This window comes from Spirillospora sp. NPDC048911 (assembly GCF_043198015.1).
Taxonomy (GTDB): domain Bacteria; phylum Actinomycetota; class Actinomycetes; order Streptosporangiales; family Streptosporangiaceae; genus Spirillospora.
This window is the reverse complement of sequence record NZ_JBICUD010000006.1, coordinates 271,180-285,348: the sequence shown is the minus strand read 5'-3', so window position 1 is coordinate 285,348 and position 14,169 is coordinate 271,180. Positions and strand designations below refer to the sequence as shown.

12 protein-coding genes are annotated in these 14,169 nt (G+C 71.6%); 7 read left to right on the top strand and 5 right to left on the bottom strand.

The genetic code is table 11. The annotated features are described in order from the left end of the window. Positions 1-90: 90 nt before the first annotated feature. Positions 91-870, top strand: coding sequence for an ABC transporter ATP-binding protein (locus ACGFNU_RS27805; protein WP_392598185.1), 780 nt, complete (start codon positions 91-93; stop codon positions 868-870). Continuing rightward, entirely contained in the window at positions 870-2,228 is a 1,359-nt protein-coding gene (locus ACGFNU_RS27800; protein WP_392598184.1) for an FtsX-like permease family protein, read from the top strand. The genes ACGFNU_RS27805 and ACGFNU_RS27800 overlap by 1 nt, the downstream gene beginning before the upstream one ends. An 88-nt stretch (positions 2,229-2,316) precedes the next feature. Here the strand turns inward: ACGFNU_RS27800 and ACGFNU_RS27795 are convergent, their stop codons facing one another. Together ACGFNU_RS27795 and ACGFNU_RS27790 are read right to left on the bottom strand one after the other, a co-directional pair. After that, complete coding sequence (locus ACGFNU_RS27795) at positions 2,317-2,892, bottom strand: GbsR/MarR family transcriptional regulator (RefSeq protein WP_392598182.1); 576 nt, start codon at positions 2,890-2,892, stop codon at positions 2,317-2,319. A gap of 118 nt (positions 2,893-3,010) precedes the next feature. Further along, positions 3,011-4,720: a hypothetical protein gene (locus ACGFNU_RS27790; protein ID WP_392598180.1), complete on the bottom strand. Its 1,710-nt coding sequence runs from the start codon at positions 4,718-4,720 to the stop codon at positions 3,011-3,013. A gap of 193 nt (positions 4,721-4,913) precedes the next feature. Between ACGFNU_RS27790 and murJ the strand changes: the two genes are divergently transcribed. Both murJ and ACGFNU_RS27780 read left to right on the top strand, forming a co-directional pair. Beyond that, complete coding sequence (murJ, locus tag ACGFNU_RS27785) at positions 4,914-6,731, top strand: murein biosynthesis integral membrane protein MurJ (RefSeq protein ID WP_392598178.1); 1,818 nt, start codon at positions 4,914-4,916, stop codon at positions 6,729-6,731. 77 nt (positions 6,732-6,808) lie between these two features. After that, positions 6,809-7,672: a PhzF family phenazine biosynthesis protein gene (locus ACGFNU_RS27780; protein ID WP_392598177.1), complete on the top strand. Its 864-nt coding sequence runs from the start codon at positions 6,809-6,811 to the stop codon at positions 7,670-7,672. Here the strand turns inward: ACGFNU_RS27780 and ACGFNU_RS27775 are convergent. Continuing rightward, on the bottom strand, positions 7,669-8,850 hold the full coding sequence (locus tag ACGFNU_RS27775; protein ID WP_392598176.1) for a DUF2637 domain-containing protein: 1,182 nt from the start codon (positions 8,848-8,850) through the stop codon (positions 7,669-7,671). The genes ACGFNU_RS27780 and ACGFNU_RS27775 overlap by 4 nt on opposite strands. A 205-nt stretch (positions 8,851-9,055) precedes the next feature. Beyond that, complete coding sequence (locus tag ACGFNU_RS27770) at positions 9,056-9,949, bottom strand: LLM class flavin-dependent oxidoreductase (protein ID WP_392598175.1); 894 nt, start codon at positions 9,947-9,949, stop codon at positions 9,056-9,058. A 200-nt stretch (positions 9,950-10,149) separates the two neighbouring features. On the opposite strand from ACGFNU_RS27770, the gene ACGFNU_RS27765 reads away from it, so the two are divergent. Beyond that, positions 10,150-11,001, top strand: a complete 852-nt coding sequence (locus ACGFNU_RS27765; protein WP_392598173.1) for an oxygenase MpaB family protein — start codon at positions 10,150-10,152, stop codon at positions 10,999-11,001. Positions 11,002-11,034: 33 nt separating this feature from the next. Here ACGFNU_RS27765 and ACGFNU_RS27760 read toward each other — a convergent pair whose 3' ends face one another. Then, complete coding sequence (locus ACGFNU_RS27760; protein ID WP_392598171.1) at positions 11,035-12,393, bottom strand: Ig-like domain-containing protein; 1,359 nt, start codon at positions 12,391-12,393, stop codon at positions 11,035-11,037. A 260-nt stretch (positions 12,394-12,653) separates the two neighbouring features. Between ACGFNU_RS27760 and ACGFNU_RS27755 the strand changes: the two genes are divergently transcribed. Together ACGFNU_RS27755 and ACGFNU_RS27750 are read left to right on the top strand one after the other, a co-directional pair. Then, positions 12,654-13,079 (top strand): OB-fold nucleic acid binding domain-containing protein, encoded by a 426-nt coding sequence (locus tag ACGFNU_RS27755; RefSeq protein ID WP_392598170.1) that lies wholly within the window; start codon positions 12,654-12,656, stop codon positions 13,077-13,079. Positions 13,080-13,424: 345 nt separating this feature from the next. Continuing rightward, the gene (locus ACGFNU_RS27750) at positions 13,425-14,093 is read left to right on the top strand and encodes a DUF3159 domain-containing protein (RefSeq protein ID WP_392598808.1); all 669 of its coding nucleotides are present in this window, start codon (positions 13,425-13,427) and stop codon (positions 14,091-14,093) included. Positions 14,094-14,169: the final 76 nt, after the last annotated feature.

Below are 14,169 nucleotides of genomic sequence, written 5' to 3'. Positions count from 1 at the left end.
GCGTGGTGGGTCCATGTGCCCGGTGTTCCTGCGCTCATAGCTTCGTACCTGACGGCGCGAGAGGCGCGCGGGACTACGCGGAGGTACGGGATGTTCGGGCGAAAGGGAGTGGAGCGCATCGGCTCGCCGGAGGCGCTCCGGCTGGAGTCGGTGAGCAGGGTCTACGGCGTCGAGGGCAATCAGGTGAACGCGTTGGACGGCGTCTCGCTCGCCCTGCCCACAGGGTCGTTCACCGCGGTCATGGGCCCGTCCGGTTCGGGCAAGAGCACGTTCCTGCACTGCGCGGCGGGGCTCGACCAGCCGACCGCCGGCCGGGTGTTCGTGGACGGCGAGGAACTGGCCGGACGGAACGAGGCGGCGCTGACGAGGTTCCGGCGGGAGCGGATCGGGTTCGTCTTCCAGCAGTTCAACCTGTTGCCGGCGCTGACGGTCATGCAGAACGTGACGTTGCCGCTGAAGCTCGCCGGCCGGAGGGCCGATCCCGAACTGGCCCGCGCCGTGCTGGCCCGCGTCGGGCTCGGGGAGCGGCTGCACCACCGGCCGTCGGAGTTGTCCGGCGGGCAGCAGCAGCGGGTGGCGATCGCACGGGCGCTGGTCACGCGGCCGAGCGTGCTCTTCGGCGACGAGCCGACCGGGGCGCTCGACACGCGGAGCGCGCGGGACGTGCTGGCGCTCCTGCAGGAGGCGGTGCGCGCGCACGGCCAGACGGTGGTCATGGTGACCCACGACCCGGTGGCGGCCTCGTACGCCGACTCGGTGGTCTTCCTCGCCGACGGCCGGATCGTCGGCCGGATGGCCGCGCCGACGGCCGAGGCGGTCGCCGAGCGCATGACCCACCTGTCCGACGCGATGATCCCGGCGGTGGCGTGATGGCCGGGCTCGCCTTCAGAACCCTGCGGTTCCGTGCGGGCGGTTTCGCCGCCGCGTTCCTGTCGATGTTCCTCGGCGCGTCGATCCTGATGACGTTCGGCTCCATGTACGACACCGCGCTGCTCGGCGGGGCGTCGGGGACCGGGCGGGAGACCATGGTCACGGTGGCGAGCGTGGTCGGCGGCTGGGGCCTGCTGCTGGTGGTCTTCGCCGTGGCGTCCACGCTGACCCTGTCGGTCCGGCAGCGGGCCGAGGAGATCGCCCTGCTGAAGAGCGTCGGTGCCACGCCGGCGCAGCTGCGCCGGATGATCGTCGGTGAGGCGGCGATGCTGGCGGTGGCGGCCGTCGCGCTCGCGGTCGTGCCGGGGGCGCTGGCGGGCCGGGGCCTGCTGGAGCTGCTGATCTCGACCGGGCAGGTGGACGGGGACGTCTCGTACGTCTTCGGGCCGCTCGCGGTCCCGATGGGGCTGGCCATCACGTTCGTCGCGTCCGTCGGCGCGGCGCTGATCGCGGTGCGGCGGGCCGCCCGGGTGCGGGTGACCGAGGCGCTGGCGGACGCGGCCCTCGACCAGGGCCGGATGAGCAAGAAGCGCGTCGCCGGGGCCGCCCTGTTCCTGCTCCTCGGGCTCGATCTGGCGGTCGTCACCGCGACCGCGATGCGGGGCGAGGGCAGTGACGCGATGTCCACCGCGGGGCAGGCCGACATCTGCGTCGCCATCGGCCTGGCGCTGATCGGCCCGGTCATCCTCCGCCGGGTCGTCGCCCTGCTGGCCGGGCCAGTGGAACGGCTGGGCGGCGTGACCGGTCACCTGGCGGTGTGCAACCTGCGGCAGCGGACGGGTCAGCTGGCCGGTGCGCTCACCCCGATCGTCCTGTTCACGGCCATCGCCACGGGCACGCTCTACATGCAGAGCACGGAGAACGCGGCGCTGGAGGCGGCGGGGCTGGCCAAGAGCGTGGAGCAGAAGAACATCGAGACGCTCAACCTCGTGGTTATCGGGATGATCGTGGTCTTCGCCGCGATCATGCTGGTCAACACGCTGCTCGCGGCGACCACGTACCGCGGCAGGGAGTTCGGCCAGCAGCGGCTGGCGGGCTCCACCCGCCGCCAGGTGCTCGGCATGGTGGCGCTGGAGGGCGCGGTGCTGACGGTGACCGGCGTCCTGCTGGGAACGGTCGCCTCGTTGTTCACGATCCTCCCGTACGCCAGTGTCCGGCTCGGCTCGGCCCTGCCCGAGGGCGGCCCGGCCGTGTACACGGGGGTGATCGTGCTGTCGGTGCTCCTCACCCTGGGCACGGCCCTCGGCGCGGCACGCCGGGTGACCCGGACCCCCGCGGTGGCGGCGGTGGGCGTCTGACCGGCCACATCTCACCGGTCACAGGGAAAACGGAGCGGGGCGGCTGCGGCCGCCCCGTTTCGCCGTGCGGGTCAGTTCGCCGTGCGGGTCAGGCGGAGTCTTCCCCGGCTTCGAGATCGAGCCGGTGCTTGCGACGGTGCTCCTGCCAGCGCTCGATCATGCGCGGCGACTCGGCTCGCGCGAACCGGTAGAACTCCAGGGTCTCGCGGACCCGGTGACCGCCCGGCCGCGCCGGGTCGAGCATCTCGGCGCCCTCGGTCAGGAACTCCTCGTTGCGGCGGAGCATGGGCTCGCGCTGCCGGAGTATCGCCGACCACACGTCGTCGTCGTAGACCCGGTAGTGGTCGACGCGTTCGCCCCGGCGGCGTTCGCGGCCGAGCAGCCCGGTCTGCATGAGGTGGCGGACGGCGCTGGAGATCGCGGCCGGGCTGACCCGCAGGCCGGCGGCCAGTTCGGCGGCGGTGTAGGTCTCGGCGTCGTCGGCCAGGACGAAGGCGAAGACACGGGCGGGCATGCGCGGCATCCCGCTCTCGTTCAGCACGATCGCGAAGCGCTCGACGAACCGCAGCAGTGTCTCGTCGTACGGGTCTGCCGGCCGGGCGTCAGAAGTTCGGCCGTCGGATGGCCGGGCGCCCGGCGGCTGGGTGTCTGACGGCGTCGTCACGCGGCGCCTCCGGAGGCCGATCGGGTGGAGCGATGTCACGAAACCCTATCAACTCAATGAAGTTCACCAGTTTCACGACAATATGAAGATCACCCGATCGGCCCCCGGCCCGGCCGGGTCAGCCGGTGGCGAAGCGGGCCAGGCTCGTCGAGATGAGCTCCGGCTTGCCGCCGTTCTGCGCCGCGGCGGCGGTCAGCACGTCGAGGTGCTGGTAGCCGGGCGCGATCACGTCGCCCGGTTGCGGGTCACTGAAGCCGATGCCGTCCCCGCCCTCCAGGTTGATGGTCGGGTTGGCCTTGATGCCGCCCTCGTGGACGGCGGGATCGGCGATGCCGGGGGCCGAGGCCAGGGCGATATCGGTGATCATCTTGGTGGGGAAGTAGTCCTCGGTGAAGTCCAGCGGATGCTCGGCCAGGCTGCGGGCCAGCTCACCGATGTCGGTGACCTCCGTCTCGGGCGTGGTGAAGAGGGTGCCGTCCTTGGACTTGTACGTGAGGCCGGCGACGTCGTCGTAGTTGCGCCAGGTGTAGAGCGGGCCGTCCGGCTCGTCCGGGATGGCCTTGTTCTCCGTGCCGAGCAGGTTGCGCAGGAACGGCATCCCGGCCTTGGCCAGGTCGTTCGGCACGGGGAAGTCCTTGTCGACGATCCGGCCGCCGTCGAAGAAGCCGAGGCTGGTCTGCAGGAACGCCAGAGGCTCGGAGTCGTCGTCCATCAGGGCGCCGAGCGCCGCCGCGTTGGTGAACTTGAAGTCCTTCACGGTCGGCGAGCCCTTGACGAAGGTCGCCAGGTCCTTGGAGAACAGCAGCCGGTAGGTGGCGTCGGTGTTGAAGCTCGCCGGGATGTAGGTCGCCAGGTCGGACCGGCCGCCGGGGGCGAGCCGGGCGGCCAGACCCGCGATCGACAGCAGGTTCATCGTCTCGGAGTTGATGACCGCCGGGGCCGAGAGCGTGCGCGGGACGATCCCGTTCTCCAGCCCGGCCTTCACCGCGTCCGCCCCGAACTTGATGAGCGGGATCAGGTCCGTCGGGATCTGGCCTTCGAGGCCGGGGAGGCCCGTCTGGATGCGGGTGTCGAGGGCGAAGTAGCCGGAGCACTGGTTGTATCCGGCGTCGGCGGTGGTGGAGCGGTCGCCGTCGAAGTCCCATTTGGCGAAGAAGCCGGTGAGCACCCCGCCCAGCGAGTGCCCGCCGCACAACATTTTGCTCTTGCGCTGCGCCTGGTCGGGGAGTTCGGCCGCCATGAGGTCGTACTGGTCGCGGATCGTCTGCGCCAGGCCCACGTTCTGGAGCCACTTCACCTGGTCGTTGGTCTGGTAACCGGCGAAGGCGCGTCCACCGACCTCCTTCTTCCGGTAGTAGTAGTCGACCGCGAGGTGGGCGTCACCGGCGGCGAGACCCGCCAGCACGCCGGTGTTGTCCTCCAGGCAGTTGGAACGCCGGTCCAGGGCCCAGAACTCGACGTACTTCCCGTTCCTCGCCGCCTCCGCGACGGTGTTGCGCGCGACGCTGTTGAACGCGCCGGCACCCTCCAGGACGCCCGGCTGGGCCACCAGGATCTTGGCCGACTGGGCGGACGCGGCCGGTCCGTCCTTGTGCCGGAACCGCAGGTACGACAGCCAGTCGCAGGCCTCCGGGTGGGGGCCGGCGGAGTCGGGCAGCGGGATCTTCACCCGGACGGCCGACTCGGTGACCTCGGTGATCGGCGAGCTGGAGACGACCGGGGTCTCGGTCCGTTCCGCGGCGCGGGTCTCCCCGGCCGAGGCGGTCACGGGCGCCGCTCCCGCCGTGACGACCAGCACGGCGGCGGCCAGGGGAATCGCTCTTCTCATGAAATGCCTTTCAGAAGTACGGAAATGTACTCATGGGCGCAGGTCATGGTGGCCGGGCGCGAACGGCGTGCGCTAGCTGCGACAGAACAGAAAATCCGGGGCGTTCTTAGCAGCGGAGTACAGGGTCGGATCCCGGGCCGTCCGCGGCACGTTCCGGCATACTTCATATGACGGGGTTTATGGGGTGATGCCGGTGCGGGGCGCCAACGGCGATCGGCAGCGCATGCCGGAGATCCTCGACGCGGTCGAGCGCGCCGAGCCGCCCACCGATCCCGAGCTCGGCCTGACCACGGTCCACGACCCCGCCGACGTCCACGATCCGGGCACCGCCGACCGGCCCGGTTCCGAGGGCGATGAGATCGGCACCGCCGCGCAGCGGCCCCCGCCCGGCGTCGCCCACTCCAGCGCCGTCATGGCGATCGGCACGGTCTTCTCCCGTGCCACCGGCTTCCTGCGCACGGTCACGATCGGCGCGGCCCTCGGCACGGCGCTGCTCGGCGACGCCTACCAGGCCGCCGAGATGATCCCCTACACGGTCTACGAGCTGCTGCTCGGCGGCATGCTCGCCAGCGTCTTCGTTCCGTTCCTGGTCAAACGGCGCAAGCGCGACGAGGACGGCGGAACCGCCACCGAGCAGCGGCTCTTCACGGCCGTCTTCTTCGCGCTGCTCGTCCTGACGGTGGTCGCGGTGCTGTGCGCCGACTGGCTGATCTCGTTGTACGCGGGCGAGTACGAGGGGCGGCAGCGCGACGTCACGGTGCTGCTCACCAGGCTGCTGCTGATCCAGGTGTTCTTCATCGGGGTGAGCGGCGTCAGCGGCACGATGCTGAACGTGCGGCACCGTTTCGGCGCGGCGATGTGGGCGCCGGTCGCCAACAACCTCATCACGATGGCCGCCGCCCTGTTCTACCTGTGGCTCGCCGGGGCGGGCCGGACCGCCGAGACCGTCACCGACGGCCAGTTGACCGCGCTCGCGCTGGGCTCGGCGTTCGGCACGATCGTGCAGAGCGCGATCCTCGCCTGGACGCTCTGGACCGCCGGGTTCCGCTGGCGGCCGCGGTTCGACCTGCGCGGGTCGGGCTTCGGCGAGGCGGTGCGCACGGCCGTCTGGATGATGGTGTACGTGGTCGTCGTGCAGGCCGGGGTCCTCGTGACGGCGAACGTGGCGACCCGCGCCGGGGACCGCGCCGCCGAGGCCGCCGGGCATCCGGTGGAGGGCAGCGGCCTGGCGGTCTACAAGTTCGCCCTGGTCGTCTTCCAACTGCCGTACGCGGTCATCGCGGTCTCGGTCATCACGGCCCTCCTGCCCCGGATGAGCTCCCACGTCACCGACGGCCGCCGGGACCTCGTCCGCGCGGACCTCTCCCGGGGGTTCCGCCTGGCCTGCGCGCTGCTGGTGCCCCTGTCGGCCGGCATGTTCGCCTTCGGGGTCCCCGGCGCGGTCGCGATCTTCTCTCATGGGAGCACCACCCCGGACGGCGCCCGCCGGATCGGCCTGATCCTCATGGTGTTCGCCGTGATGGTGGTGCCGTTCACGTTCCACCAGCTGCTGATGCGCGTCTTCTACGCGCTCGGCGACACCCGGACGCCCGGGTTGATCGCGATCCCGGCCGGCATCGCCCAGGCCGTCACCGCCTTCGCGCTTCTGGTCTTCGTCCCGGCCCGGCAGGTGGTGATCGGCCTGCCGCTCTCGTACGGCATCTTCTACCTGCTCGGCGGCGTGGGCGCGGCGCTGGTCCTGCGCCGGAGGCTGGGCGGCATGGACGGCCGCCGGATCCTGCGCACCCTGATCCAGCTGCACCTGGCGGCCCTGCCCGCCCTGGTGTTCGCCGCGGCCACCGTCCTCGCCGTCAGCCAGGTGCCGGGCGAGCAGCTCTCGGCGTTCCTGGCCCTGCTCATCGGGGGGATCGGGGGCGGGCTCCTCTACATCGTCACCGCCCGGCTGATGAAGATCGTCGAGCTCGGCTACTTCTACGACCTCGTCCGCTCCCGCCTCCCCGGCCGGAGCTAGGCGGCCTTCTCCGCGCGGCCCGTCGCGGTGGAATCGTGGGCGGAATCACGGGTGGATTCATGGTGTTCGATATCGGCATGACCAACTTGAGCAGCGAGGTGCTGCGTTACACGGCCTTCGCGACCGATCCCGCCGGCGGAAACCCGGCGGGGATCGTCCTGGACGCCTCTGAGCTGGACGACGCGGCCATGCTCGCGATCGCGGCGGACCTGAATTATTCGGAGAGCGCGTTCCTCACCGCGCCGCCGGAGGGCCTCGGTGAGCCGGGCAGGGCCTTCACGATCCGCTTCTTCAGCCCCAAGGCGGAGGTGTCGTTCTGCGGGCACGCCACCGTCGCGACCGCCGTCGCCCTGGCCGAGCGGATCGGCGCGGGCGAGCTGACGTTCGCCACCCGGGCCGGTACGGTTCCCGTCGAGGTGGTCGAGGCCGACGGCGTTCTCCAGGCGACCCTGACGAGCGTCGAGCCGCATCTGGACGAGGTGCCCGACCTCTCAGAGGCCCTCGACATCCTGCGCTGGGGCAAGCACGATCTGGACCCCGCCTTCCCGCCCCGCTTCGCGTACGCGGGCGCGCGCCACCTCGTCCTGGCCGCCGCCACGCGCGAACGCCTGGCCGACCTGGACTATGACTTCGACCGCCTCGCCGCGTACATGACCGGGCACGACCTGACCACGGTCCAGCTGGTGTGGCGCGAGTCCGAGCACGTCTTCCACGTGCGCGACCCGTTCCCGGTCGGCGGCGTGGTGGAGGACCCGGCCACCGGCGCCGCCGCGGCCGCGTTCGGCGCGTACCTGCGGGAGCTCGGCATGGTCGCCTCCGCCGCCACGCTCACCCTCCACCAGGGCGACGACATGGGCCGCCCCGGCGTCCTCACGGTGGAACTCCGCGACGGCGACCCCCGCGTCCACGTCTCGGGCGCCGCCGTGCCGATCCCGGGTTAGACCCGCCAGGAACGGACGAGTTCGTCGAGCGAGGCCTGATCGAAGTCGATGCCCCGCTCGGCGAGCACGCGGGCGACCGTCTCGCCGTCGCCGCCGTGCCGGGCGAGCAGCCGGTAGACGGCGTAGGGGAACCAGTGGTTCGCGCTGATCCGCCGGACCTCGTCCTCGTCGCAGCGGTAGCCCTCGCTCGTGACCTCGGCGAGCGTGGCCGCGACATCTCCCTGGTGCCGCTCCAGCGCCTCGATCACCACGGCGCGCAGGGCGTCCTGGTCGACCGGAGGGGCGGCGGCGTCCTGGTGCTCGATGGTGTCCGGCGCGACCGGCTCCGGCATGACCGTCTCCGGCAGGACGGCCACGTCGCGCGCGCCGTTCGCGCCGCTCATGACGACCGAGGGGGCCAGGACGGCCTCCTCGAACGCGGCCGGAGCGGGCTGCGGCTTGCCGTTCGCGCCGTGGGACGCGCTCACGCCGTTGCGCGCGCCCACGCCATTGGCGGCGCTCGTGCCATTGACGCCGGCCGTGCCGTTGACACTGCCCGTGCCGTTGGCGGACGCGGTGCTCTCGGCGCGGGGGGCGCTCGTCTCGGTCACGGTGACCGGCTTGGCCGGGGCACCGACGTCGGCGGCGGCCTTACGGCCCGGCAGCGGGGCGCCGGGCTCCAGGGCCGGCTCCGGACGGGCGCGGACCTGGAACAGCGGGCCGGTGTTGCGGATCGGCGTGAGGGTGACCTGGTGCAGGGCCACCGCGCGGATGTCCGGGGCATCGCGCTTGGGCTCGGGTTCGGGCTCGTCCTGGACGTAGCGGTGGAGCGTCCGCAGCAGGACGAAGAGGCCGAGCATCGACACGATGGGCGGGACGGCGGCGGTGGCCTGGTAGGAGAAGGCGCGCTCGCCGACATGGCCGACGTTGAAGATCAGGCTGGCCGTCCAGCCCGCGAGGGCGATCGACAGCGGCAGGCCGAAGTCCAGCCAGCTCAGCAGCCGCCGGCGCTGGAGCACGAAGGCGTCGATGGCCAGCAGGAACAGCCCCAGCTCGCCGACGATGATGAACAGGTCGACGAGCAGGGGGAAGGACTCGGCCTTCCAGCCGCGCAGCCCGTGCTCCAGGGCCCAGTGGTAGAGGCCCGCGTAGGACTGGGCGAAGCCTCCGGCGGTCGCGGTCAGGACCGCGGTGGCCATGAACGCTATGGCTGTCCAACGCGTGATGGACTGTGCTCGGCTGGCGGCCGTCATGTGGCGTTTCCCCCTCTATGCCTCGCTCTACCACGGGCGATCGATGGGGGAGACTACCTATTCCTGTGGCGTCTTGGGGCCTTTCGTTATTACGACCTGCACACGGTTATCCGGACTCGCGGGAGATTTGTACGTGCCGGACGTTGTCTGTCTATTTTGATACCAATTGGCCGAGATTGTGGAGTTGTTCGTCCGTGGGCGTCATGGGGTCGTTCCAGAAGACGTGATCGGCGTCCAGCGTCGCCAGGTCGGCCGCGACCTGTTCGGGCGATCCGGTGAGCGGCGCGCGCTCGTCGAGGGGCTTGGCGGTGACGCTTCCGTTCACCTGGATCGCGATGGGCAGCGTGGCGGGGTCATGGCCGGCGGCCTCGGCGGTGCGACGGAACGTGGCGATCGTCTCGCGGGTGGCCTCCGGGTCGAAGATCACGAGAGTCAGCCCGATGCCGAGCCGCGCGGCCCGGTCGACCGAGGCCGGCGCGGCGGCGCCGATCAGCAGGGCCGGGCCGTCCGGCCGGACCGGCTTGGGCCCGATCTCGCACTCGGGGATCTGGTAGCGGCGGCCGTCGAAGCTCACCGGGTTCGGGCCCCAGACGGCGCGCATGGCGAGGATGTGCTCCTCGAAGCCCGCGCCGCGCCGGCTCATGGGCACGCCGGCGGCGGCGAACTCCTGTTCCATCCAGCCCTGGCCGATGCCCGTGATGAGGCGGCCGCCGCTGAGCCTGTCGAGGGTGGCGATCCGGCGGGCGAGCATGACGGGGTTCTGGAAGAGCGAGTCGATCACGCTGGTGCCGAGCGTGAGGCGGGTGGTGCGGGCCGCGACGTACGCCAGCGTCTCCAGGGGGTCGTAGACGCTGCCGAACATCTCGGGCGGATCCATCACCGGGCCGCCCGGCCCGCCCATCGCGATCGGGACGGTCGGCCGCAGCAGGCGTTCCCAGGTCCAGACCGAGTCGAGCCCGATCCGCTCGGCTTCCTCGGCGGTGTGCGCGATGACCTCGGGGGATGCGTCGTGCCCGGCGATCGGCAGGTGGAGGCCCAGTTTCATGTCGCCCTCCTCGGCGAAGGATGCGGTGAGAGATTCGTTGGGGATCCGTTGGGAGATCCGTTGAGAGAAAGACTTCGGGCTTCAGCGAAACTCATCGGCCGCCGCGCGAGAAGGGCCGGACGGCGCGTCCTCTTGCAAGCAAGTACTTACTTTGACAGGGTGGGCACATCCGTCCCGTGCGTCCCGGAAGTGAGGGCCCGATGGTGCCGACCGGCGAGGTGTCCCGCCGCCACGCGGTCCCCGAGATCCCCGAGATCGCGCGCGCGACCGTCAACGGCTTCGCGCTCGGGGCGGCCAACGCCAATGTGATCATGCAGCTGTCACGGTTGCCGGTCGGCCGCGGCGTGGCCGAGAGCACGGTCGACAGCGGCCGGGTGGACAAGCACCCGATCAAGCGGCTCCGGACGACCCTCAGCTACATCATGGTCGCGATGCAGGGCAGCGAGGCCGAACGCGAGGCGATGCGCCGGGAGGTCGACCGGGCCCATCGCCAGGTGCGGTCGGAGCCGGGCGCCCCCGTCGGCTACAACGCGTTCAGCCGCGACCTCCAGCTGTGGGTCGCCGCGTGCCTGTTCTGGGGCACCGAGGACATCTACATCAAGCTGTACGGGGAGCCGACCCCTCAGATGAGGGACGACTTCTACCGGCACGGCGCACGGTTCGGGACCACGCTCCAGGTCACCGACGACATGTGGCCGGCCGACCGCGCCGCGTTCGAGGAGTACTGGCGGGACGGGCTCACCCAGGTGCGGATGGACGACGTCACGCGCAGATACCTGCTCGACCTCACCGACATGGCCTTCCTCCCGGCTCCGGTGCGGCTGGCCCTCGGGCCGTTCAACCGGTTCCTGACCCTCGGCTTCCTGCCGCAGGAATTCCGGGACGAGCTGGGCGTGACGTGGACGAGGCGTCAGCAGGCACGCTTCGACCAGTACGTCCGCACGTCCGCCCGGATCAACAAGGTGCTGCCGCGGCCGATGCGCGAGTTTCCCTGGAACGTCTACCGCTGGGATGTGCGCCGCCGCATCCGCAAGGGCCGTCCGATCGTCTGAAACACCGGCCCGGCCGGCTCAGTGCGCCAGGCGTCAGTGCGCCAGGCGGACGTGTGCCGGGCGGACGTGTGCCGGGCGCTTGAGGGCACTGCCCGCCACCCACCGGCTCCACGGAAGTTGCCAGAAACCCCAGCCATTGGTCCACTCCAAGGGCCGGTCGGTGCCTTTCACGGTGATGACGTCGCCGCGGAGCGAATGGGTGTAGAACCACCGGGCGAACGGCGGCGGCGCGTTCACGCATCCGTGGCTGACGTTCTCGCGTCCCTGTGAACCGATCGACCACGGCGCCGAGTGCACGTACTCGCCGCTGCTGGAGATCTGCACCGCGTGGCGCACCTTGAGCTTGTAGAAGCGCGGGTCGTCGCGGTCGGTGACGCCCATCCAGCCCGACGTCATGATCACCGGGTCGCCCTTGCCCATGGCCAGATGCACCCCGCTGGTGGTGGTGTAGGCGCGCCGCCCGCCCTTGCCCGCGCTGATGCCCACGCTGCGGACGAGGGCGCCGTTGACACGGACGGACATGCGGTGGCGGCGGACGTCGACGGTGCTGACGCGGGCCGCGCCCACACGGAACCCGCTGGTGTACGCGCCGCTGGTGTACGCGCCGCCCGTCCCCGCGCCGCCCGTCCCCGCGGCGGCTCCGAACACCCCGGGAGCGGCCCGCACCCCGGCAGTGTGGGCGACCAGGGTGACCCGCTGGCCCGCGGGCCAGTAGCGCCGCGGCCGGAAGACGACCTGCCGCCCGCCCGTCCAGTTCCAGGCTCCCCGCACGCGTTCGCTCATCCGCACTTCGAGCGACCGCTCGACGGCGGCCCGGTCGGTGATCGTCCGGTCGAACGTGACGATGAGCGGCATCCCGACGCCGACCAGCTCGCCGGACCGGGGCGTGACGTCGGAGATCGCGAACGTGGCCGCCGGGGACAGCGTGCGGAACCGGCTGACCGCCGTCGTGGGCTCGCCCGCGTCGTCCGTCCCGGTGCTGGTGACGGTGTAGGCGGTGGCGGGACGGAGCGCCCAGCGCGTCCGCCACGTCCGCCGGTCGGCGGACAGCCTGCCGGGCTCGGCGGCCGCGGCGCCCTTCGCCCGGACGACGACCTTGCCGAGCCTGCCGCGCACGGCGGTGACGGTGACGCCCCGGTCCGGCCGGGCCCGCGCCGAGCCGTCGGCCGGCGCGATGCTGATCGTGTCCGGCCGCCGCTCGGTACTGGGCGGATCCTCGGGGGCGAGCGCGGGCACGCCGCCGGGACGCGCGCGGCCGGCTCCGCAGGCCACCAGTGACGCGCCCGCGGCGGAGAGCGCCACGGCGCCCGCCGCGGCGACCGCGGCGAGGCGCCGCCGTCGTCGTCCGGAGTTCCGCTCCCTGTGCCTGCGCCGCATGCTGTCCTCTGCCATCGTGTCGGGGCCCGTAATGTCGAGAACGTCGAGAGAAATTCCATCCGTATGCGTTCGCATACGGACAGTGACGCTCCTTGGCAAAGTAGACGTCAGCGCATGATCCTGGGGCCCGCCCGGGGAAATTGGGATGCTTCGGCGGGTGCGCCGCGCGGCCGGCGGCCCTCACCTCCCGTGATCGGATGAGGTGATGGCACTTGGCCTGATTCGTTCAGAGCCGGGCGGTTCGTTTCGCTTGGGGATGCCTTAGTCTTCGAATCATGGACGAGGTGCAGGCCGGGCCGTCGCCGGAGACCGGTGATGGTTCCGAGCCCGATCGAGAGCGCGGTGGCCTGCGGCGTTTCCTGCGCCGTATGGCGTCGAGCAAGGCCGAACTGGAGGCCGAGGACCTCCAGAAGACCTCCGGCGAGGAGGGCGCGACCCCCATCACCGCCTGCGCCGCTCGCAAGCGGCACTGCGTCGCGGGTACGCTACGTACCGTGACCCTGCGGCCCCGGGGCGGCGCGCCCGCGCTGGAGGCCGAGCTCTCCGACGGCACCGACGTGATCAACCTGGTCTGGCTGGGCCGGCGCAAGATCGCCGGGATCGACCCGGGCCGCCGGTTGCGCGCGGAGGGCCTGGTGAGCGTGCAGGACGGGCGCAAGGTCATGTTCAACCCCCGCTACGAGCTGCGCGGCGGCTCCTGACACGGGCGCCTTCGCGGGCGGGGGCCGATGCGCGCGGGCGAGAGGCCTCAGGTGAGAGAACTGGAGACGAACGGCGTGGGCGCTGAGACGAACCGATCCGCGGCCGGCGACGCCGCGCTCCGGACCGGCGACGCCATGGTCAAGGCAGGCGACGCCGTCCCACCCCCCGACGACGCCCTCCCGGGCCCCGCCGGAGCCAAGACAGCCGACGCCAAGGGCGCCGACCCCACCCGCGCGGACGCCACCACCGGGAACGCCCCCAGCGCGACCGCCACCACCGCAGACGCACCCGGCGTGGCCGCGCCCAGCGCGGACAGTGCCGCCGAGGATGCGGCTGCTGCGGGCGTGGAGGACACCGAGGCTGCGGATGCGCATGAGACGGTCGAGGCGGCGGTGCGGGCGCAGCTCTCCAAGGCGCTGGGCGGGGTTCGCGGCGTGATCGAGGCGGCCGTGCCGACGGCGTGCTTCACCCTGTCGTACGTGCTCACCGACGAGCTCAAGCCTTCGCTGATGGTCGCGGTCGGCGCGGCCGTGCTGCTGCTGATCGTCCGGGTGGCGCAGAAGTCCAACCCCCAGTTCGTGATCAACAGCCTGTTCGGCATCGCGATCGCCGCGTTCTTCGCGATGCGCTCCGGCAAGGCCGAGGACGCCTTCCTGCCCGGCATCCTCTACAACGGGGGCTACGCGGTCGCCATGATCTTCTCGATCGTGGTCCGCTGGCCGGTGGTGGGCTTCATCATCGGCTCGGTCACCGGCGATCCGACCGCCTGGCGCAACGATCCCGGGATCGTCCGGCTCTGCTCGCGCCTCACCTGGCTGCTGGTCCTGCCGTGCATCGTCCGCGTGGTCGTCCAGTACCCCCTCTACGCGGCCGGCCAGGTCGGCTGGCTCGGCGCGAGCAAGATCTTCATGGGCTGGCCCCTCCAGGTCGCCGCGTTCGCCGCGATGGCCTGGCTTCTCGCCCGCGGCCGGACGCCCATGGCCGCCGCGCGCTCGTCCGCCCCCGCCTCCTGAGGTCCGGGTGTCGCACGGATAAGCGTGCGACGGGAAACGGCGGAGCATAACCTGGGTTTTGTCGGCCGGGCGCGTT

Excerpts from the sequence above, each read along its gene's own strand:
- ACGFNU_RS27770 (WP_392598175.1), bottom strand. The coding sequence starts at position 9,949 with ATGAAACTGGGCCTCCACCTGCCGATCGCCGGGCACGACGCATCCCCC.
- ACGFNU_RS27755 (WP_392598170.1), top strand. The coding sequence starts at position 12,654 with ATGGACGAGGTGCAGGCCGGGCCGTCGCCGGAGACCGGTGATGGTTCC.
- ACGFNU_RS27800 (WP_392598184.1), top strand. The coding sequence starts at position 870 with ATGGCCGGGCTCGCCTTCAGAACCCTGCGGTTCCGTGCGGGCGGTTTC.
- ACGFNU_RS27775 (WP_392598176.1), bottom strand. The coding sequence starts at position 8,850 with ATGGCCACCGCGGTCCTGACCGCGACCGCCGGAGGCTTCGCCCAGTCC.
- ACGFNU_RS27765 (WP_392598173.1), top strand. The coding sequence starts at position 10,150 with ATGGTGCCGACCGGCGAGGTGTCCCGCCGCCACGCGGTCCCCGAGATC.
- ACGFNU_RS27780 (WP_392598177.1), top strand. The coding sequence starts at position 6,809 with ATGACCAACTTGAGCAGCGAGGTGCTGCGTTACACGGCCTTCGCGACC.
- ACGFNU_RS27760 (WP_392598171.1), bottom strand. The coding sequence starts at position 12,393 with ATGGCAGAGGACAGCATGCGGCGCAGGCACAGGGAGCGGAACTCCGGA.
- ACGFNU_RS27790 (WP_392598180.1), bottom strand. The coding sequence starts at position 4,720 with ATGAGAAGAGCGATTCCCCTGGCCGCCGCCGTGCTGGTCGTCACGGCG.
- ACGFNU_RS27805 (WP_392598185.1), top strand. The coding sequence starts at position 91 with ATGTTCGGGCGAAAGGGAGTGGAGCGCATCGGCTCGCCGGAGGCGCTC.